Below are 19,860 nucleotides of genomic sequence, written 5' to 3'. Positions count from 1 at the left end.
CGTACAATGCGGATAGAAAGGGGAGATAAATTATTTTATAAAGATAAGAATTTATTTTATATGGCTAATAACATCATATTTTGTTACAATATGATGCTTACCATTTTCTAAAGCAACTAAAACAGCGGCGCTACCATTTTTTATAAGTTTTGAAATTTCATCGAGTGAAGTTTTAGCATTTACAACCGGAAAAGGTTTTTTCATAACATCTTTTATAGGCGTACTATCCATATTTTTATCATCAAGAAATGCCGTAAAAAGGGCACTTTCATCTACAGAACCGACAAATCCTTCGCTATCAACAACAGGTATTTGTGAGATCTGAAACTTACGCATGCGTTCAATAGCATGTGATACCAACTCTTCTGTTTTTACAGTAATCAAAGATTTTCCGATATGACTTTTTACCAAATCTGCTGCAGTATATACTTCTTCTTCTAGAAAACCTCTTTCTCGCATCCAATCATCATTAAACATTTTTCCTACATATCTACTTCCATGATCATGATATAAAATAACAACAACATCATCTTTTGTAAAATGTTCTTTTAACTGCAGTAATCCTTTTATAGCAGCCCCTGCACTATTTCCTAGAAACATTCCTTCTTCTTTAGCTAATCTCTGAGTATACAAAGCTGCATCTTTATCTGTTACTTTAGTAAATCCATCGATAATAGAAAAATCTACATTTTTTGGTAAGATATCTTCTCCTATCCCTTCTGTGATATAGGAATATATTTCATTTTCATCAAAAACTCCAGTCTCATGATATTTTTTAAAAACAGACCCATAGGTATCTATACCCCATATTTTAACATCTGGATTTTTCTCTTTCAAATATTTACCTACTCCGGATATCGTTCCTCCTGTTCCTACTCCGACAATAAAATGAGTTATTTTTCCATCAGTTTGTTCCCATATTTCAGGTCCTGTACTCTCATAATGAGCTTGTGCATTAGATGGGTTATCATATTGGTTTACATACCAGGAGTTTGGTGTTTCTTCTGCTAATTTTTTAGAAACTGAATAGTATGATCTTGGATCATCTGGTTCTACATTAGTTGGGCAGACTAATACTTTTGCTCCTACTGCTCTAAGGATATCCATTTTTTCCTTAGATTGTTTATCTGCCATTACACAGATCAATTTATATCCTTTTACAATAGCTACCAAGGCCAGTCCCATGCCTGTATTGCCTGATGTACCTTCTATGATAGTTCCTCCTGGTTGTAATCTACCATCTGCTTCTGCATCTTCTATCATTTTTAAAGCCATACGATCTTTTACAGAGTTCCCGGGATTAAAGGTTTCATACTTTGCTAATACTAAAGCATCAACTTCTTCTACCAAAGCATTCATTTTTACCAAAGGTGTATTTCCTATTGTCTCTAATATATTATTTGCGTACTTCACTGTTGCTATTTTTAAGCCTAAAATTATGACTATTTCACTTAATAAAGATAGGAATAGTTTGTTTTTTGCGTTATTTTTTTATTGAAAACGTATTGATTTAGTTGGTGATATCTTAGCGATGATATACGAAGGGATCAATAACATCAACAAGCATAATATCATAGTACCGACATTAAGTAGTATGATATAGCTAAAATCAATGTATACTGGTGCAGTACTTACATAATATGTTTCAGGATTAAGACTTACGATACTATAATATTTTTGTAGGAGTAGTACTCCAATACCGATAAGATTTCCCCAAAACAAACCTATTAGAATTAAATAGCCTGCGTTATACAAAAACACTTTTCTTATACTCCAATCGTTAGTACCTAATGCTTTTAAGATCCCTATCATAGGTGTTTTTTCTAAGATCAGAACCAATAACGCTGTAATCATATTAATTCCTGCAACCAAAATAATAATCCCTATAATCCCTATAATATTAAGGTCAAATAACTTTAGCCATTCGAAAATCGTTGCATATTTTAAGGTAATAGTCTGACTATCTAGAGTCGATGGTACCGTTTCATATATCTTTTGTCCTACTTGATCAATTTTATTAAAATCATTAATAAACACCTCAAAATGACCTATTTCATTAGCTTTCCATTTATTCATTTTCTGAATATGACGTATATCTGCAAACAAAAAAGTTTCATCAAACTCCTGAAATCCAGAACTATAAATTCCTACAATTTTAAAAGCTCTGATAAAAGGTTTTGAATTAGATTTTACTTTCTTTTTCAAAAAATATGTAATTGCTTTATCTCCAATAGTAAGACCTAATCGATTAGCGATATGTGAGGACAATAAAATTTCTTCATTTAGTTCTTTTTTAAAATCGGGTAGCCTTCCTTCGACAAGATACTCTTCAAAATAATTCCAATTATAATCTTCTCCTATCCCTTTTACAACTACTCCATCAAAATCTGTTGCGGTACGTATCAATCCCATTTTTGTTGCCACTCCTTGTACATGTACGACCTCTTCAATCTCGGGGAAATCTGGATAAAAATTCTGATCCTTAGTAATAGGAACCAACGACTCTACACTACTGTTATTATCAAAACTCGAAATAAGTACATGACCATTAAATGCCGCTACTTTTTCTCTTATTTTGCGTTGTAAGCCTATACCCGTAGCAATTGTAATTAACATCATAATCATCCCAATAGCAATAGCAAAAATTGCAATTTTTATAATTGGAGTAGAAATACTACTCTTATGTTCCTTACCTTTGATCAGGCGCTTAGCAATAAAATATTCTAAATTCAAGCTTAACTATGGTTTTTATTAGAAATGCATTCAAAAATACATTTTTATTCCTTTTCCTGATTTTTATTTCTTGTGTAAATGGAAGAAAATCTACTTCTTCAGAGATTCAAGGCTCTTTTTCTGAGCTGCATAGTACTCAGGATACCGTAAAAGCACAAAAACCTATTCGTATAGGTGCTAATCTTATGGATACTTATATCCCTATTCTAAAACATAAAAAAGTAGCCCTTGTAGGAAATCAAACCTCTGTTATTTTTAGAGATGGTATTACGAACAAGAATTATACACATCTTGTAGACTCCTTATTATCCAGAAACATTGATATCCAAAAAATTTTCTCTCCAGAACATGGATTTAGAGGTAAGGCAGATCCTGGGGAGCTTGTCGCTAATGGAAAGGATCTTAAAACGGGGCTTCCTATCGTATCACTACATGGTAAAAACAGAAAACCATCTAAAGAATCCTTATCTAACATTGATATTGTTGTTTTTGACATACAAGATGTTGGTGTACGTTTTTACACCTACATCTCTACATTACATTATGTTATGCAAGCTTGCGCAACATATAAAATCCCTATCTTAATCCTCGATCGCCCTAATCCTAATGCACATTATATCGATGGTCCTACTTTAGAATCAGAACATTCTAGTTTTGTAGGCGTACACCCAATACCACTAGTACATGGTATGACTATAGGAGAATATGCCAAAATGATTAATGGAGAAGGCTGGCTTGGAGAAAATTTAAGCTGCGATATTACTGTTATTCCTATTAAGAATTATACTCACCATACTTCTTATAGCTTACCTATACGCCCATCTCCTAACCTACCTAATGATAAAGCTATTAACCTATATCCTAGTCTCGGTTTTTTTGAAGGCACTACCATAAATGCAGGTCGGGGTACCGAAATGCAATTTCAGATTTTTGGAGCCCCTAATCTAGCTAAAGAAAAATACAACTATACGTATACTCCGCAGCCTAATTTTGGATCTAAAACCCCTAAACAACAAGGAAAACTATGCTATGGAAAAGATCTAAGATCAATTACATCTCTAGACTCTATAAACTTAGAATGGTTAATCGAAGCATATCATAATTCTACTACTAAAGAAAAATTCTTCAAAACTAAATCATTTACCATTCATGCAGGTACAGAAAAACTACAACAACAAATCATAGATGGATTAACTGCCCAAGAGATTAGAAATACGTGGAATAAGGATCTTCAAAAATTTAAAGCTATCAGAAAAAAATATCTAATATATCCATAGTACATTACCTCGGGCACGCCACAAGGCATTTGTATAAAAAATAGTTTTAGTATCTGGGCAAGCCTTAGAGTATTACAATCTCACTTAGTGAGTACACTACCTCGGGGCACGCCACAAGCCATTCGTATAAAAAATAGTTTTAGTATCTAGGCAAGCCTTAGAGTATTACAATCTCACTTAGTGAGTACACTACCTCGGGGCTTGTCTCGAAGCATTAAAATCTCGATTATCGAGTAAAACCATACTCATTACTCCCTGTTTTCAGGGATATTAATAGTTCTAAGAATTAATACATTTGCATATGTTACGGTTTTTACAAAATTTTATACTATTCAATTTTTTCATGCTATCATTTTTGATACAAGCACAGATAGATGGAACTACATTACCTCCACCCCCTCAAAAAAATAAAACCGAAAAAGAAAAAAAGTTAATTAATAAAGCTTTCTTTCTTTTTAATACTAATGAAGAAGAAAAAGCCTACAAAATGGCACATCAACTTCTAAAAACAGTAACATTAAATACATCAAAATTTAATACTAATATACTTCTGGCATATTATTTTAATAAGAAAACAGCTATTGATTCTTCTCTATATTATACGAATCAATCTTTACAACATAATAAAAACATATCTGATTCCTTAAAAACTAAAGGACATACCTTGGTGTACTATCTTTTTGCAAAGAACTACAGAAATAAAGGATTACTAGAAGAAAGTAAAAAATGGCATCTAAAAGGTATTGAGGCGTCGCAAAAATTTGGTGAAATAGGATTATATTACACCCATACTCATGGTCTTGCACTAACCTATAGTGATATGGGAGATTATCAGAATGCATTAAACCTATTTAAAGAATGTTTAACCTATAGAGGTGATCCAGAAATTACTTATGGGAGTTATATCAATATAGGAAGTATCTATTCTGGTCTAAAAGATTATAAAACTTCTAATCAATACTTAGAAAAAGCATTAATATTAAATAAAAACATCAAAAACAGTACAGCCATTACTGTGATTAAACAAAATATGGCTACAAACTATCAACAACAGGGCAATATAAAGAAAGCACTTTCTTTACTTAATGAAAGTATCAAAATTGCTAGAGAAAATGGATATAAACGTCTTGCACTCACGGGGTATCTCAGCATCGGAGATATTTATGTTCATTTAAAGAAATATAAAAATGCTCAGGTAATGTATTCTTCGGGGCTTCATGATGCTATAGCGCTTGGTTTTTTAAACGAGCAAAAAGCTATTTATGATAGATTAAAAGATATTTCTATCGCTCAGAACGATTATAAAAATGCTTTTGGATTTACGACCAGATCTCTTAGTATTAAGGATTCAATAAGCAAATTACAAAAAGAAAAAGAAATCAATGAGCTAGAAATAAAGTATAAAACACTACAAAAAGAAAAAGAAATAAGATTTCTACAAGTAGAAAATTCTAATCGAAAACTAGAGGTAAAAAATCAAGAAGAAGCTATTAAAAATCTTACACTACAACAAGAAGTAGAAAAAAAAGAAGCTGAAAATAAAATCTTATCCTTTCAGAACACATCAGAAAAAAGAGTTGCTGAAATTACACTATTAAAAAAAGATCAGGAGCTCCAAGAAGCTAAACTCATCAGAGAAAAAAGCACAAAAAACATCATTCTATATTCTTTTTTAATTCTCCTTGTTCCTGTAATTGGACTATTAATAACCTATTATCAAAAACTACAAACACAAAGTCAATTAAATAAAAAGCAAGACGAAGTAAATGAGCAAAAAATGTCTTCTTTATTAAAAGAGCAAGAATTAAAACTTATCAAAGCTTCTATAGAAGGACAGGATAAGGAACGAAAACGTATCGCTCTAGAGTTACACGATAGTATAGGAGGAAATCTTGCTGCTATAAAACTACAATTAAATAGTACTACTGTAAATGAAGATACACCATCCATAAAAACAATTAATAAGCAATTAGATGACACCTATGAGCAGGTACGCAATTTATCCCATAATTTAATCCCTAAAAAATTTAGTGAAAACAATTTCTCTGATGTTCTCGAAGAATATTTTAATAATATTGCAGAAGCCAGTAGTTTACAAATGTCTTTTATAGCATATCCCAGAACTAAGATTGATGATTTAAATGAGACATTACAGCTCCAAACTTTTAAAATCATCCAAGAATTAATCACCAATACCATTAAACATGCTAAAGCCTCTACAGCAGAATTGCAATTAAATCTGGTAGAAAACACTCTAAGCATCCTATTCGAAGATGATGGTGTAGGTTTTAAAACAGAAGATACTACTAAAGGGATTGGATTTAAAAATATAATCAGTAGATTAAACAAAATATCTGGAACTCTTCATATCGATTCTAGAATCAGTAGAGGTACCATTATTAATATAGAAATATCAACAATAACACCACACACCTAATGGCTTATAATTTAATCATAGTTGATGATCATAAAATGTTTTTAGACGGCTTATTAAGCATTCTTCAATCAGAAAAAGAGTACAACATTTTACTTACTGCTAAAGATGGAAAACACATCGCTAAATATCTCCAAATTAACCCCGATGAAAAGATAGATCTTATTATAACAGATATATCTATGCCCGAGCTAGATGGTATTGCTCTTAATAAAATTATAAAAGAGCAAAATAAAAATATAAAAACACTCATCGTTAGTATGCATAACGATGCCGATAAGATTGACAACCTTATAGAACATGGTGCTGATGGGTATGTACCAAAAAATGCCGAAAAAGAAGAACTCCTAAAAGCGATAACAACAATCCTAAAAGGAGAAAAATATTTCTCTAAAGAAATAAAAGATATTTATCTAGAGAATAAGTTCTCTAAGAAACAACAAGAAGAAGTAAAATTAACACAACGAGAAATCGATGTCATCACACTAATTGCACAAGAGTTTACCACCCAGGAGATCGCAGATCAACTATTTTTAAGCAAGCACACTATAGAGAGTTATAGAAAAAACCTTATCGCCAAACTTAATGTCAGAAACCTTGCCGGATTAACAAAACATGCCTTAAAAATGAAATACATAAAGTATTAACAATATCTTTTTTGTAAACTAACTACCTCGGGGCATTAACACATCTCACTTAGTGAGTAAACTACCTCGAGGCAAGTCTAAGGTCATTGCCTATCTGTACACAATCTAAGAGCATTATGTCGCTACTAAACAACATATCTAGACATAGCGTACCATACATTGAAGTAATCATAATAAAATAGTCTTTTTTCTTTCTTAGTAATTTTCTAATCATGATTGGGTATACTACATCGTAATGTTACTAAATTAGAGATAGTACTGTACAAATCGATATTTTATTCCCATATTATTCCTCCCCCCTGTTTTCAGGGTATATTTTTTCACTATAAAGGGTGTATTTCTACACTATCATCCTCCCCATCTTTGCAGTGTAATTCTTTACATAACAATATAGAATCTTATATCAGTATAAGTATTATAAGTAAACCAAAAGAATGTACTAAACAACCTAATACTAACCCTTTAAAAACTAAAAATTATGACTTGGGGAATCACATTAATTTTATTAAGTATTATCGCAGTACCATCATTACTATTATCTAAAAAACCTAACGCCAAAGAACTTTTGGAGAAAATTGAACCGTATCAAGGTTGGATAGGACTTGTATTCTGTTTCTGGGGAGTTTGGGGAGTGATAACTGCTATCTTAAACCTCGGTTGGCTTACATCATATCCTATTTGGTGGGTAACACTATTGGCAGGAAACGTTATAGAAGCTATACTTGGTTTTATGCTTGGTTTTGGTTTGATCAATAAGTTTTTCTTGTCCAAAAATGAAGCTGCCAAAGAAAAAGCAAACCAATTAAGAGAAAAATTAGCTCCAAAACAAGGTAAATTAGGAGTCTTAGGAATCATTGTAGGATGCTGGATGATCGTAGCATCTTTCTTATTCTTTGTATAAGATATGATTAGATTAATAATCTCTGGAGAAATAAACTTTCTCCACAAGAGATGAAACTCTATAATAATAGAACTATACATCATAATATCCTCGAGACAAAACCATAAAAGAAGAAAAAACGTACTCATTTCTATGTAAGTCTCGGGGAATTAACTCCTTAATAAAGAAAAAAAACTCCTTGATATCATTTTATAGAGCTTATTATTTTAATAACTGGCATTGTATTTATAAAAATCTTGTATCACAAATAAGAGCAGAACAAATCATATTAAATATTTAAGAAAATGAAAAAAATTATTTTTATAGCATTCATACTTCTAAGAGTTACATCCGCTATCGCTCAAGAAAATAACAATAGTACACTGTCTATAATAGGAGAAACAGATAAAAAAATAGTTATCAACAACTATAGAATTACGATAGCACTAAAAGAGATTGTATCAAACGGATATCAACAAACAGAACCAAAAAGCTTATCAGAAGTGACACAACTATATAGTGATAAATTAAAGGGTATAGGAGTTGATTTTGGCAAATTCAACAAGAATAATCTTTATAAAGTATATACATCATCATATTCAGAAGTAGGCGATGTAGCCTATTACAATTACACATCTAGTTCTGAAGAAGAGATCTTAAAAGTTATCAAACAAAAGTCTACTGGTCTAACAGTTATACAAACTGAGGCTTCTCCTAAAAAATTGACTAATGAGGAGTGGGCTAATTTAACAAATGCTGCAATCCAAGATGCTAAAATAAAAGGAAAGAAGATCGCTAGTCATCTTAGTAAGAAGCTTGGTAAGATCATAACAATTGAAAATACAGATACAAAAACCCAGCATATCGCCTCATATAGACCAAACGAAATACAAAAACATCTAGTAAAAGTAGTATTTACATTAGAATAAATGGTATGATATAACACCTAAAAAAAAGAACGATTAATACATAAAAATGAAAACAAAAATTTTAATTGCAATTGTACTAGTAGCTTTTGGAAGTTCTTTTAACGCTCAGGCACAAAAACTAAAGAAATTTGGTAGCTTAACAGAAAAGAAAATAGGTCCAAAAACAATAAAAGTTCCATATACAGATATTGTATCCTATATGGGGTATGCTGCCTCTGGTAATGAAGATGAAGTAAAAGATGGTAAGAAATTTTATTACATCTATGTATGGGTTCCTGCTGTAGCACCAGAACTAGGCGTACGAATGCTATCTCCTGTAGGAAAAAATAAAATTAAAAAAGCTACTAAATCGACGGCATATACCAAGAATGCTAAATCATCCGAATATTTTGACACCTATATTACCTTAGAACGCTCTGATATTATTAGTAAAGACAATATTAGTAAAAGTGCTGTAAATAATGCTAATTGGGTAACACTAAAACATAATGATGATAGTAGTGAAATGCCTAAACAACCTAGTGGAAGTAGCTATAACTCTTTATTACGATATAAGAGCGATGTAGCAAACCCTACTAAAGCATTAACTATTGGGTTATACCGTATTGGTTTTACTACTTACAAAAAAGGAGAAGTAAAAGGTACTTTTCTAGCACAAGTTGCTGCTCCTATTAAATTACCAGGAGTAGTGATGGCTAAAACTATCGAAGAGTTAAAGAAAGGTTTATAGTAAACTACCTCGGGGCAAGTCGGTTGAGAAATAACCTTGATTTCGAGGGAAGCCGAGAGCATTTAAATCTCGATTATCGAGTAATATAAAATTAGAATACTAACCTCTTTTTAGTATCCCTATGCTTCTTAATCAAAGATATAGGGGTAATTTTTTTAATATTTTTTAAACAAAACTACTTTATACTTGTATAAGTATCCTTAAAAAAGTTCATATTTGTATAAAATTATGTTAATTCTATGTGTATCTAAATGAAATCATTAACAACTAAAATCAAATCAATTATTATTTTATTATTATGAAAACAAAAATTTTAATTTTACTAAGCATATTCGCTTTAGGAACCTCTATCGATTCTCAAGCACAAAAGCTAAAGAAATTTGGTGGCTTAACAGAAAAGAAAATAGGTCCAAAAACAATAAAAGTTCCATATACAGATATCGTATCTTATTTAGGCTATGCTGCTCCTGGTAACGAGGATGAAGTAAAAGATGGTAAGAAATTTTATTACATTTATGTATGGGTTCCTGCTGTAGCACCAGAACTAGGAGTACGAATGCTATCTCCTGTAGGAAAAAATAAAATCAAAGGAGCAACACTTTCTAAAGCTTATGAAGAAAATGCTAGCTCTAGTGATTATTTTGATACCTACATTACTTTAGAGCGTTCTGATATCATTAGCAAAGATAAAATTAGTGTAGAAGGTGCTAAAAGTGCTAACTGGACTGTTTTAGCTCGTAATGATGATAGTAGCGAAATGCCTAAGCAACCTAGCGGAAGAGGATACAACTCTTTATTACGATATAAAAGCGAAATGGGAAGTCCTACTAAAGCATTAACTGTTGGATTATACCGTATTGGTTTTACTACTTACAAAAAAGGAGAAGTAAAAGGTACTTTTGTAGCACAAGTTGCTGCTCCTATCAAATTACCAGGAGTAGTGATGGCTAAAACTATCGAAGAATTAAAAAAGGGGTTATAATCTAATTGTATAGAATTAGATACACATTACAAGTATTCCTATACATCTTATAAGATGTATAGGAATACTCATTTTATAAACAGTTTATATTGGCAATTTAGCTTTCATTTTTTCTACAATATGATAAGCAGCTGGACAAATCGCTACGTTCTTTAGTGTTAGATTAGTTATTTGCTGAAATTTTTTTCGATCCGTATGCGGGTATTCTCTACAAGCTTTAGGTCTTACCTCATAGATAGCACAATAATTATCTACTCCTAGAAAAGTACAAGGAGTTTGCTGTAATACCAGATCCCCCTCTTCATCAGTTCGTAAATAGTGTTCTTCGAATTTTCTTGGTTTTATTTTTAGAAATTTAGCGATACGATCCACATCCCTATCAGTAAACAATGGACCTGTCGTCTTACAACAGTTTGCACATTGTAAACAATCGGTAGTACCAAACTCATCATCATGCAACTCCTGCATCATCTGATCTAGTTTTTTAGGAGGCTTTTTTTTAAGTTTCGTAAAGAATTTTTTATTCTCGTTATGTTTATCTTTGGCCAGTTTTGGTAATTGATCTATAAACTCTTGCATTATGCAAAAATAAAGAAAGCTTTTCAGGAATTATGATGTATCTGTTATTACCAGCTTTTTTTATGTACTATTTTTTAACAGTTTTCTTACGATTAACAACTATCTTATGAATAAAGACATCTTTGGAGAAGCCATCAAAGACTTTTATAACCAAAAATATACTGAAGACATTACGGTATTAGCTGATGATTTTGATGATGATCATATCCCTTTACCCTATCTATTTAGAGAATATTCAGAAATGCCAATACTAGAACAAAAAGCATTAGATACTGCATTCGGAAAAGTCCTCGATGTCGGTTGTGGAGCGGGGAGCCATAGTTTATTCTTACAAAATACACGAGCTCTGGATGTAGTAGGAATAGATATTTCTAAAGGAGCAATCGAAATTGCTAAAAAAAGAGGAGTAAAACAAACCATGTCACAAGATTTTTTTAATCATAACCAAGTAGCATACAATACCCTTTTATTCTTAATGAATGGAAGTGGTATTATTGGTACTCTAGGCACTATTGACAGGTTTTTTATCCATGCTAAAACACTATTAGCTCCCGGAGGACAAATCCTAATGGACTCTTCAGATATTTCGTATCTCTTCCAAGATGATGATGGTGGTTTTTGGGTAGATGCATCTGCGGGGTATTATGGAGAGATGACTTATACGTTAAAATATAAAACACAAGAATCAGAACCATTTGATTGGCTATATATCGATTATAACACATTGCAGAATGCAGCAAATAACAATGGTTTTATAACCGAATTACTATACCAAGGAACGCATAACGATTATTTAGCAAAACTTACTATTGCAACATAATGTTTAGTTATTCATGGTACAATCTTTGTTCAAAAATAATCCTATTCTAGAAATAGAATAGGATTATGTAAATTTGTATCCAAATTAAACAGTACTTAAAAAAAAACAAGTCTTGTGCGAATACTAAAACTCTTAACCTACCTAGTATTGTCCTCTTTTTTTATAGTAGGATGTTCTGAAGATGATGATATATCTATCGATACTATTCTTAAGAACAGTACTAAAAAACCTTTAGGAAGTTCTGCTAAAGATTTACTAAGCGATGCAAAGTTTACAAGTCTAACGATAGAGATTGTAGCCGTACAAGGTTTTGAACCTACACCTAAAGCGATAGAAAATTTTAGGCAATTTCTGCAAGAACGCCTATTTAAACCTGATGGAATTGTCATTACACAACGTATAATCCCTTCTTCTAACAAAGCTCCTTTTACTACCGAAGAAATTCTAGATATAGAAAATACAACCCGAACATTATTTAATAAAGAAGATGATATCACAGTATATATCTATTTTGCTAATGGGAGTAAAGAAGATGATACTGCTGAAAAAATAACGTTAGGATCTGCATATCTAAATACTTCTATCGTAATTTATGAAAGCACATTACGGGAGTTAAGTTCCTTTCCTAATGCTCCATCACTTGCTATTATCGAAACTGCTACCTTAAATCATGAGTTTTCTCACCTATTAGGCTTAGTAGATATCGGTTCTCCTCGGCAGTCTGACCATGTAGATCCGGATTCTAAGGGGCATTGTAATGTCTCTAATTGTTTGATGAAATCCTCTACAGTATTTGGTAATGGCATGATAGGTACAGAAAAAGAAGTTCCTAAACTCGATGCTCAATGTATTGCTGATCTACAAGCTAATGGAGGTAAATAAATCTTTTAAAAGTTATTTGATTACCCATAAATCAACAATCTCGAAGCAAACTCACGAGGTATGCTTCCGAAAAAATATTTTGTTTAGAGACAAGTCTCCTTTAGTATTAAAATCTCACTTAGTGAGTAAAACGTGTCTAATAAACAGATCTTATTACCTCTTCCTCTTCCTGATATCTTGTTTTTTCATTGCGTGTACTCAAGAATCCAAAAACAGGAACTCTAATAATAAAGCTCTATGTAATCAAATACATCAGGATTCTATACTAAGTATGGATGGAGTGGTACATATCAATTCTAAAGGTGAATTTATCTTTAAAAGCGTTCAGCATAATTCTGAAAAAAGATCTAGTGCTACATATCTTATTGCTTGTGATAAGAATTTAAAAAACTATATAGAGAATGCTTATGACACACATTTACACCTAAAAAATCTGAATGAACAATTTTGGATTTCAATTGAAGGAAAATACCTTACAGATAATCGTATCAATGAGAACGATAGTACTTCTTTTTTGTTCAACTTTATCTCTCTTATCGATCCTATTAAATTATAGTTTACTAAAGAAAATCGTATAATAGTAGCACATATCTGTAAAAACCTTGAGAACATCGTGACGAGATACCGTGATGTTAAAACTCCCATCGTAGATGTATTCCTATATATGATACATTTTGTTGTAGATGAAGAGAATAAAACTATCATAATCTCTGCTGTATTTGCTATGACACAAAGTCCAAAGCATTGGGATTACAGAGAAGATTAACCATAATAAAAAAACCAGCTACATTGCTGTAACTGGTTTTTAATCTTTATTTTCTTACTCGTACCGCTATGAAGTCAGGAGACATTCGAACAGCGTCCCACTTTTATTTAATCACTCTTTGCGGAGCTGAGGTAGCTAAACTATACAAAGAATAAATCTTCCTATAATAAAAAAAACAGCTACAAGCTCAACGCCTGTAACTGCTTCTTATCTTTAGTATTTACTATTACCCCTTACTCATAACCGCCAATCTATAACGGCACGAGCCAGAGCCATCGCACTAGCGATCATACGCTCGGACTATCGGGGGGCAAAGGGCAGATTTCTACAATAGTATCTAACTTATCTGAATAATAGTCGAAACCACCCGACATTAAGTAGAATACTAAATAATCATTTGAGTAAGTTTTCCAAAATTCAATCCATTTTACAGATAAATTAAAAATTCTCTTGAGTCTGTTGCTTAATGAAAAACATTTTTTTTCTAATAATAAAAATTCATTTAAACTAATTTCTTTTTCAAATTTGATAAATATAGAGTTACCTATTACTTTGTCAAAAGATAAAAAGAAGTTAATTATATTCTTTGGAGAATCTTTTACAAATAGATCATTACCTATATAATACTCATTTCCAAAAAAGCCATATGGTTTATCTTTAGAATTAAAACTAAATTGACAATATAAAAAAGTAGTACTTTTCGAGTAAATAGCTTCAATTAAAAAAGCTCGAATACGATTATAATCCATTTCTGAAAAATTAATATCTTTTTCTTGATCCTCAGAATAAAAACTATATATACCTTTTTTAGGATTTGATACTTTATCCCAATTATAAGGTTTGAATTTAAACTTTTTCATAAATTAAAATGTTTGATTTAATCCTCTTCGGATGCTAGTTTGTATACTTGACCCTCCTTTTCTAAGTACGGGGTATCTGAGAAATTGATCAAGTCCTTTAAAACCAGCCTCTCTGTAAAACTTAGATATGTTAATATGTTTTGATATGTTTGAAACTCCTTTCTGAACGTAATGACCATGTAGTCGAAATCCAACATTACTTATTTTATGGTAATCAATACCAAATTGTCTTCCAAAATCATCATACCATCTTAAACTAATTCCTCCTCTAGTAAATTTTTTATACCCAAAACCAATATATTTTTGTCCAACTCGAAAACCTGCATAACCTTTACTTGCCTTTGCCCATAAACCAAACCCCTTTAAAGATAATGTTGCTGCTGGTGCCATTGGTAAAATATAACTTACATATTCAGCAGCTTCAGCTTGTGCTGCTTGTATACTACCTCTAAATTGACTTAACTCAATACTATAGTAATTATCATAATACCACGATCCAAGATCACCTTCATCATAACTTGTTCCATATTGTGCATTATAAGAATCAATATCTCCTTCAAAAGAAGTTGTATAACCTCCTTGACCATCCATAGCATGTAAAGAAGCAGGCATTTCACTACGATTAGTTGAATTAACTACTACTGTATCTAATTCAATAGGGTTATTGGGGTTTGCAACACCATCACAGCCACTAGGACAACCATTATTTCCATTGTTACCTCCATCTGCATTAGAGCTAATTGTGTGATCCCAATCAGGTTTATTTGCTTTAGCATTTCTTATATCTTCATCAGAATTCGCACCACTGGGATCGGACCAAAATACAGGATTGTTATCAAAAGCATTATATGTAGACATTGAATGGTGAGTAACAGGATCAATTCCTGTCCAACGAGCAATTGTAGGATCATACTGACGAACATCCATTTCATAAAGGTTCAGGTCTAAACTTTCTTCATGCTCAACACCGTTAAATCCATAATTATGTTCCCTACCATTCACAGCAAAATTGTACCCTTCATGTTGTAGACCAAAGGGATAGTAATTCTTCTCCTCAATAATCTCATCTTGTGTAATCAACTTATCATCATTAGCATCTTTGTATGATAATCTGATGTTACCTAAATGGTCTTTGAACTGATACACATATTTATACCCATCTGCTTCTTTCTCCACATAGCCTTCAGGATGGTTAAAAAACTCAAGGTTACCATTTTTATAGACATAATTGCCTGCATATACTGTCTCTGTTAATGAACTTCCCTCTGTTGCAATCTTTTTTAGTTTTGCGCCAGTGGCGTCGTAAATATAAGAAATAGTTCTACTGATTATGTTGTATTAGGTTTCTTTCCTTTTTTGTAACCGACATCCATATCTTAAACATTTTTGTATTGCAAAAATTAAAAAACCAGTTACATTTCTGTAACTGGTTCTTAGCATTTATTTATCACTCTCACCGCTACGAAGTCAGAGACATTCGTAGAGCCTAATCACTCCTCGAAGAGCGGGGCGTACTCATAAAAAAACCACCTCGTTAAAGGTGGTTTTACTTTTTGATTTAATTTTGGATTATTTATATTCCCCTCTACATTGACGATCTACAACTTTAATTTCAATATCTCCATTAGAACTAAATTTATTTAATATAGTATATCGGTTTGGATTATTATTTACCTCACATTTATCAAAAGGTTTATAACTATTAAATTTTTTTTCAAAATCTAAAATTGAAGACTCTTGTTTACCTTTTACGTTCAACTCTCCCTGAAAGGCTCCTAACATGATCAAGTTCTTTCCTTCTGTATTTAAAATTAAGGTATATGACAAACCATGTTGACTCATCCTTTCTGCTATAAAAAAATCGTTATTTATAATTTTATTTTTATAATTAGCATATGTGAAATTTAAAATAGCTTTTTTATAACTATCTAACTCTTTTTCCTCAAAATTAATAGGTCTAAATGAGTTCTTCATATAATTATATAGAATTTCAGGCTTAGAAATACCTTCTTTAAGCAAAAAATCATCACTAACCTTTTGCCAAGTTTTAACTTGTTTTTCAACTAAATTATTATCGTTTAAATCTGTAGGTAATGGTTTGCAACATATACTAAAAGAAGTTATTGTAAAATAAACTGTTACAGCACAAAATATTTTTTTAATGATCATTTTAATTATCGTTTAAGAATTCTTGCAAATTTTTTAGAGTATTGTTGATCGGTGCTTTTCTTTGCTTAACACCTTGCTCTGACCTTATCTCGTTTTCATTTTCCCGAACAGAAATTTCTTCGGCACTTAAAACTCCTTCTTGTCTAGTATCAGGGTCTTCTATATCTTCAGGAGCATCACCATCATCTACATTTCCAGAAAGCATATTGTCTGCATGAAGCAATTCGTGACCTAAACCAATTTCAGTTGGTCGACCTGTAGAACCATCTTCATTTTTAATTTCAGATCCGTTATCATTTTGATCAAATATCACCGTTACATCACCACCAACACCATTGGAAAGATTTTCAGGTGAGGCGTGACCTTCAGTTCCATTACCTGTAAGTGTACCGAGATCTATGGCTTCTATAGTTTTTCTTCCTTTACTTTCTGCTCTAAACTGCTCAATAGGTTTAATAGTCGCTGTATTTTTTGAACCAATAACTCTGGAAATCAAACCTGTCCCGTTTTTAAGACTTTTACTTCTATTCCTAGCTCCTCTTCCAATACTTACTACTCCAGTTTTTCTATTTAATTTTAATCTATTATTCGTAAGTTTTCTTAAGGTTCTGAGTGTTCGTCTACGTTGCTTTCTGTTCCCTGCGATTTTTAACTCTCGACCATCAGGATCAATAAAACTAATAGGGTTGTTTGCTGTATAATTGTATGGAGAATAAGAATAATATTTATTAGCTAATGGATCAATATTCATCCAACGTCCTAATGAAGCATCAAAATTCCTAGCTCCAAAATCGAGCCATTCTAACCCTAATTCTGATTGTTCTTCTTTACCATTATAGCCATAGTTATGTTCTCTTCCTCTAACAGTAGTATTATATCCAGAATGAGTCATGCCGAAGGGGTAGTAGTTTTTCTCTTCTATGATTTCACTTTGAGATATAGAACCATTCTTATCAGCATCCTTATAAGATAATCTAATATTACCTAAATGGTCTTTAAACTGATATACATATTTATACCCATCGGCTTCTTTCTCCACATAGCCTTCAGGATGGTTAAAAAACTCTAGATTACCATTTTTATAGACGTAATTACCTGCATATACTGTCTCTGTTAATGAACTTCCCTCTGCCGCAATCTTTTTTAGTTTTGCGCCAGTGGCGTCGTAAATATAAGAAATAGTTCTACTGATTATGTTGTATTAGGTTTCTTTCCTTTTTTTGTGATCAATGCCCATGCCTTAAACATCTATTTTTTTAATTTATGTATTGCAAAAATTAAAAAAACCAGCTACATCTCTGCAACTGGTTCTTTTCTTTATTGCTTCGTGTGTTTCACGGATTGCAAATCCGAGCTATCGGGGTGTTGTTTGTTCGCATAGATTTGGTTTTAATAGGGTTGTAGTCTTCTTTTCCTCCTTTCTGGTAGGGTAGAGAGCTGTTTTTTTGCTCACTTTTATGTATAAAAAAAGAGCTGTATTTCTACAACTCTTTTTTAATTATATAATTCATTTGGTAATCAAACTTTAGAGTACTTTTTCTCAAAAGCACCAGTTTGGGACATTACCCTGTCTGGGTAATAAAATCTTCCATTAATTCTAGAACCATTTTACCTGCCTTTTCCTCATCACTATTACATAATTCATTAAGAATATAGCTAGACCAATGTAAACTGAAAGATTTTCCTTCTTTTACTTGAAGCCAATCATCAAACTCATTAAGAATATTTTTATCTCCTTCAACAGCACCAATACTAAAACCAATTAAGAAAGATATTAAAGTAGAGTAAGAATCATTACCAAACAAGTACATTTCCTTTCTTTCTTTCAAGTGCTTAATAATATTTTTTAACTTAGATTTCATATTTTTTATTTAAAATTCAAATATTTCCCATATTCAAATAATTTTTTGTAATTATCTACACTCATACCACTTGGCCCTGTTACTCTATCAAAAATCATATCTCCTTTTCTAACTGCGTGATGAATTTTAAAATCTCTCGAAATTAATTTTCCTGCCTTATTGTACATAGGTCCAATTCCTGGGGCCCCAAAATTATCTACTATATTTATTATTCTTCCGCCAATAGCTTCTTGAATTTTTCTTGCACAAGCTAGACAATTTCCTCCACCAGCAGTAAGTTCAGCAATACTCGCCGTTGTTCTCTTCCAAGGCCATTTACCCGCATTACCACCCAAAATACTTAACTGCTCTGATCTTTGTAATACAATTCCTGAAACATCATCAATACTACTAGCTGCTCGTCCTGCCCACCAAGCTGAAATTCCTCTACCAACCCAAGCTAATACCGCTTCACTTGAAAGAATTAAAATAGCATTATCAACAGCTCCCATGCCTACTCCTTCGAGGTCTTTAACTATATAACCCTGAGATTCTAAATATGATCTACTACTTCCTTTAGGAGCATAACTAACTTCACCATCTGTTACTACAGTATCATAATCATTATCATTTTCTGAAATCTCTGCTTTTTTAGTTTTGCTATTGACTGTTACATTATTATCTGGACCATAATCATCTGCACTATAAACAGTAATCAAATCATTATCCGTTATACCATTTTCTTCCATCCATTCTGCCGTGGAATTCGCACCACTAGGATCTGCCCAGAAAACTGGATTATTATCAAAAGCGGTATATGTAGACATCGAATGATGCGTAATAGGGTCAATAGCTGTCCACCTTCCAATGGCTGGATCATATTGTCGTAACGGCATTTCGTAGAGATCGAGCCCTAAAGCTTGCTCATGTTCTATACCATTATATCCAAACTTCTGTGCTGTAGAGTTTCCATGAGATGACACGGCACTATTGTACCCTTCATGTTTAAGTCCAAATGGATAGTAATTCTTCTCCTCAATAATCTCATCTTGTGTAATCGACTTATCATCATTAGCATCTTTATATGATAATCTAATATTTCCTAAATGGTCTTTAAACTGATATACATATTTATACCCATCTGCTTCTTTCTCTACATAACCCTCTGGATGGTTAAAGAACTCCAGATTGCCATTTTTATAGACATAATTACCTGCATACACTGTCTCTGTTAATGAACTTCCCTCTGTTGCAATCTTTTTTAGTTTTGCGCCAGTGGCGTCGTAAATATAAGAAATAGTTCTACTGATTATGTTGTATTAGGTTTCTTT

General features: G+C 32.1%; 20 protein-coding genes. 11 read left to right on the top strand and 9 right to left on the bottom strand.

Annotation, left to right across the window (positions count from 1 at the left end; all coding sequences use genetic code 11):
* Window positions 1-51: 51 nt before the first annotated feature.
* The gene (locus N456_RS01675; protein ID WP_062053233.1) at window positions 52-1,413 is read right to left on the bottom strand and encodes a pyridoxal-phosphate dependent enzyme; all 1,362 of its coding nucleotides are present in this window, start codon (window positions 1,411-1,413) and stop codon (window positions 52-54) included.
* Window positions 1,414-1,491: 78 nt separating this feature from the next.
* Window positions 1,492-2,733 (bottom strand): ABC transporter permease, encoded by a 1,242-nt coding sequence (locus N456_RS01670; RefSeq protein ID WP_062053231.1) that lies wholly within the window; start codon window positions 2,731-2,733, stop codon window positions 1,492-1,494.
* 8 nt (window positions 2,734-2,741) lie between these two features.
* Here N456_RS01670 and N456_RS01665 point away from each other — a divergent pair, with 8 nt between their 5' ends.
* The 7 genes from N456_RS01665 (at window position 2,742) to N456_RS01635 (ending at window position 10,612) form a co-directional block, all read left to right on the top strand.
* Window positions 2,742-4,010: an exo-beta-N-acetylmuramidase NamZ family protein gene (locus tag N456_RS01665; RefSeq protein ID WP_062053229.1), complete on the top strand. Its 1,269-nt coding sequence runs from the start codon at window positions 2,742-2,744 to the stop codon at window positions 4,008-4,010.
* A 343-nt stretch (window positions 4,011-4,353) separates the two neighbouring features.
* Window positions 4,354-6,447, top strand: a complete 2,094-nt coding sequence (locus tag N456_RS01660) for a tetratricopeptide repeat-containing sensor histidine kinase (RefSeq protein WP_062053227.1) — start codon at window positions 4,354-4,356, stop codon at window positions 6,445-6,447.
* A complete protein-coding gene (locus N456_RS01655) occupies window positions 6,447-7,091 on the top strand; it encodes a response regulator transcription factor (RefSeq protein WP_062053225.1) in 645 nt (214 codons plus the stop codon). Before N456_RS01660 ends, N456_RS01655 begins: the two co-directional genes overlap by 1 nt.
* A gap of 478 nt (window positions 7,092-7,569) precedes the next feature.
* Window positions 7,570-7,992, top strand: coding sequence for a hypothetical protein (locus N456_RS01650; protein ID WP_062053223.1), 423 nt, complete (start codon window positions 7,570-7,572; stop codon window positions 7,990-7,992).
* Between the two features lie 284 nt (window positions 7,993-8,276).
* A complete protein-coding gene (locus tag N456_RS01645) occupies window positions 8,277-8,900 on the top strand; it encodes a PI-PLC domain-containing protein (protein ID WP_062053221.1) in 624 nt (207 codons plus the stop codon).
* A gap of 46 nt (window positions 8,901-8,946) precedes the next feature.
* On the top strand, window positions 8,947-9,630 hold the full coding sequence (locus N456_RS01640) for a Lipl32 family lipoprotein (RefSeq protein ID WP_062053219.1): 684 nt from the start codon (window positions 8,947-8,949) through the stop codon (window positions 9,628-9,630).
* A 298-nt stretch (window positions 9,631-9,928) separates the two neighbouring features.
* Window positions 9,929-10,612 carry a Lipl32 family lipoprotein gene (locus N456_RS01635; RefSeq protein ID WP_062053217.1) on the top strand — a complete coding sequence of 228 codons (684 nt, stop codon included), beginning with the start codon at window positions 9,929-9,931 and terminating at the stop codon, window positions 10,610-10,612.
* Window positions 10,613-10,696: 84 nt separating this feature from the next.
* On the opposite strand, the gene N456_RS01630 is transcribed toward N456_RS01635, so the two are convergent.
* Window positions 10,697-11,191, bottom strand: coding sequence for a YkgJ family cysteine cluster protein (locus tag N456_RS01630; protein ID WP_062053215.1), 495 nt, complete (start codon window positions 11,189-11,191; stop codon window positions 10,697-10,699).
* 106 nt (window positions 11,192-11,297) lie between these two features.
* Between N456_RS01630 and N456_RS01625 the strand changes: the two genes are divergently transcribed.
* The 4 genes from N456_RS01625 to N456_RS24180 all read left to right on the top strand — a co-directional run bounded on the left by N456_RS01625 (window position 11,298) and on the right by N456_RS24180 (window position 13,659).
* Window positions 11,298-12,011, top strand: a complete 714-nt coding sequence (locus N456_RS01625; RefSeq protein ID WP_062053212.1) for a methyltransferase domain-containing protein — start codon at window positions 11,298-11,300, stop codon at window positions 12,009-12,011.
* A gap of 114 nt (window positions 12,012-12,125) precedes the next feature.
* Window positions 12,126-12,893, top strand: a complete 768-nt coding sequence (locus N456_RS01620; RefSeq protein ID WP_062053210.1) for a hypothetical protein — start codon at window positions 12,126-12,128, stop codon at window positions 12,891-12,893.
* Between the two features lie 121 nt (window positions 12,894-13,014).
* Complete coding sequence (locus N456_RS01615; protein ID WP_148639142.1) at window positions 13,015-13,449, top strand: hypothetical protein; 435 nt, start codon at window positions 13,015-13,017, stop codon at window positions 13,447-13,449.
* Window positions 13,450-13,506: 57 nt separating this feature from the next.
* Window positions 13,507-13,659 (top strand): hypothetical protein, encoded by a 153-nt coding sequence (locus N456_RS24180; RefSeq protein WP_158447803.1) that lies wholly within the window; start codon window positions 13,507-13,509, stop codon window positions 13,657-13,659.
* A 287-nt stretch (window positions 13,660-13,946) separates the two neighbouring features.
* Here N456_RS24180 and N456_RS01610 read toward each other — a convergent pair whose 3' ends face one another.
* From N456_RS01610 to N456_RS01585, 6 genes are all read right to left on the bottom strand, one after another.
* Entirely contained in the window at window positions 13,947-14,519 is a 573-nt protein-coding gene (locus N456_RS01610) for a hypothetical protein (RefSeq protein WP_062053206.1), read from the bottom strand.
* A gap of 3 nt (window positions 14,520-14,522) precedes the next feature.
* Window positions 14,523-15,695, bottom strand: a complete 1,173-nt coding sequence (locus N456_RS01605) for an RHS repeat-associated core domain-containing protein (protein ID WP_062053204.1) — start codon at window positions 15,693-15,695, stop codon at window positions 14,523-14,525.
* 393 nt (window positions 15,696-16,088) lie between these two features.
* Window positions 16,089-16,688 carry a hypothetical protein gene (locus N456_RS01600; RefSeq protein WP_062053202.1) on the bottom strand — a complete coding sequence of 200 codons (600 nt, stop codon included), beginning with the start codon at window positions 16,686-16,688 and terminating at the stop codon, window positions 16,089-16,091.
* Between the two features lies 1 nt (window position 16,689).
* Window positions 16,690-17,727: an RHS repeat-associated core domain-containing protein gene (locus N456_RS01595; RefSeq protein WP_062053200.1), complete on the bottom strand. Its 1,038-nt coding sequence runs from the start codon at window positions 17,725-17,727 to the stop codon at window positions 16,690-16,692.
* A gap of 523 nt (window positions 17,728-18,250) precedes the next feature.
* Complete coding sequence (locus tag N456_RS01590; protein ID WP_062053198.1) at window positions 18,251-18,550, bottom strand: hypothetical protein; 300 nt, start codon at window positions 18,548-18,550, stop codon at window positions 18,251-18,253.
* Window positions 18,551-18,555: 5 nt separating this feature from the next.
* Window positions 18,556-19,752 carry an RHS repeat-associated core domain-containing protein gene (locus N456_RS01585; protein WP_062053196.1) on the bottom strand — a complete coding sequence of 399 codons (1,197 nt, stop codon included), beginning with the start codon at window positions 19,750-19,752 and terminating at the stop codon, window positions 18,556-18,558.
* Window positions 19,753-19,860: the final 108 nt, after the last annotated feature.

This window comes from Aquimarina longa SW024 (assembly GCF_001401755.1).
Classification (GTDB): Bacteria; Bacteroidota; Bacteroidia; order Flavobacteriales; family Flavobacteriaceae; genus Aquimarina; species Aquimarina longa.
This window is presented reverse-complemented; position numbering and strand designations above follow the sequence as displayed.

What these genes read in the sequence shown, in the direction of transcription:
- N456_RS01665 (WP_062053229.1), top strand. Translation starts at nt 2,742, where the DNA reads ATGGTTTTTATTAGAAATGCATTCAAAAATACATTTTTATTCCTTTTC.
- N456_RS01660 (WP_062053227.1), top strand. Translation starts at nt 4,354, where the DNA reads ATGCTATCATTTTTGATACAAGCACAGATAGATGGAACTACATTACCT.
- N456_RS01655 (WP_062053225.1), top strand. Translation starts at nt 6,447, where the DNA reads ATGGCTTATAATTTAATCATAGTTGATGATCATAAAATGTTTTTAGAC.
- N456_RS01650 (WP_062053223.1), top strand. Translation starts at nt 7,570, where the DNA reads ATGACTTGGGGAATCACATTAATTTTATTAAGTATTATCGCAGTACCA.
- N456_RS01645 (WP_062053221.1), top strand. Translation starts at nt 8,277, where the DNA reads ATGAAAAAAATTATTTTTATAGCATTCATACTTCTAAGAGTTACATCC.
- N456_RS01640 (WP_062053219.1), top strand. Translation starts at nt 8,947, where the DNA reads ATGAAAACAAAAATTTTAATTGCAATTGTACTAGTAGCTTTTGGAAGT.
- N456_RS01635 (WP_062053217.1), top strand. Translation starts at nt 9,929, where the DNA reads ATGAAAACAAAAATTTTAATTTTACTAAGCATATTCGCTTTAGGAACC.
- N456_RS01630 (WP_062053215.1), bottom strand. Translation starts at nt 11,191, where the DNA reads ATGCAAGAGTTTATAGATCAATTACCAAAACTGGCCAAAGATAAACAT.
- N456_RS01625 (WP_062053212.1), top strand. Translation starts at nt 11,298, where the DNA reads ATGAATAAAGACATCTTTGGAGAAGCCATCAAAGACTTTTATAACCAA.
- N456_RS01610 (WP_062053206.1), bottom strand. Translation starts at nt 14,519, where the DNA reads ATGAAAAAGTTTAAATTCAAACCTTATAATTGGGATAAAGTATCAAAT.
- N456_RS01600 (WP_062053202.1), bottom strand. Translation starts at nt 16,688, where the DNA reads ATGATCATTAAAAAAATATTTTGTGCTGTAACAGTTTATTTTACAATA.
- N456_RS01590 (WP_062053198.1), bottom strand. Translation starts at nt 18,550, where the DNA reads ATGAAATCTAAGTTAAAAAATATTATTAAGCACTTGAAAGAAAGAAAG.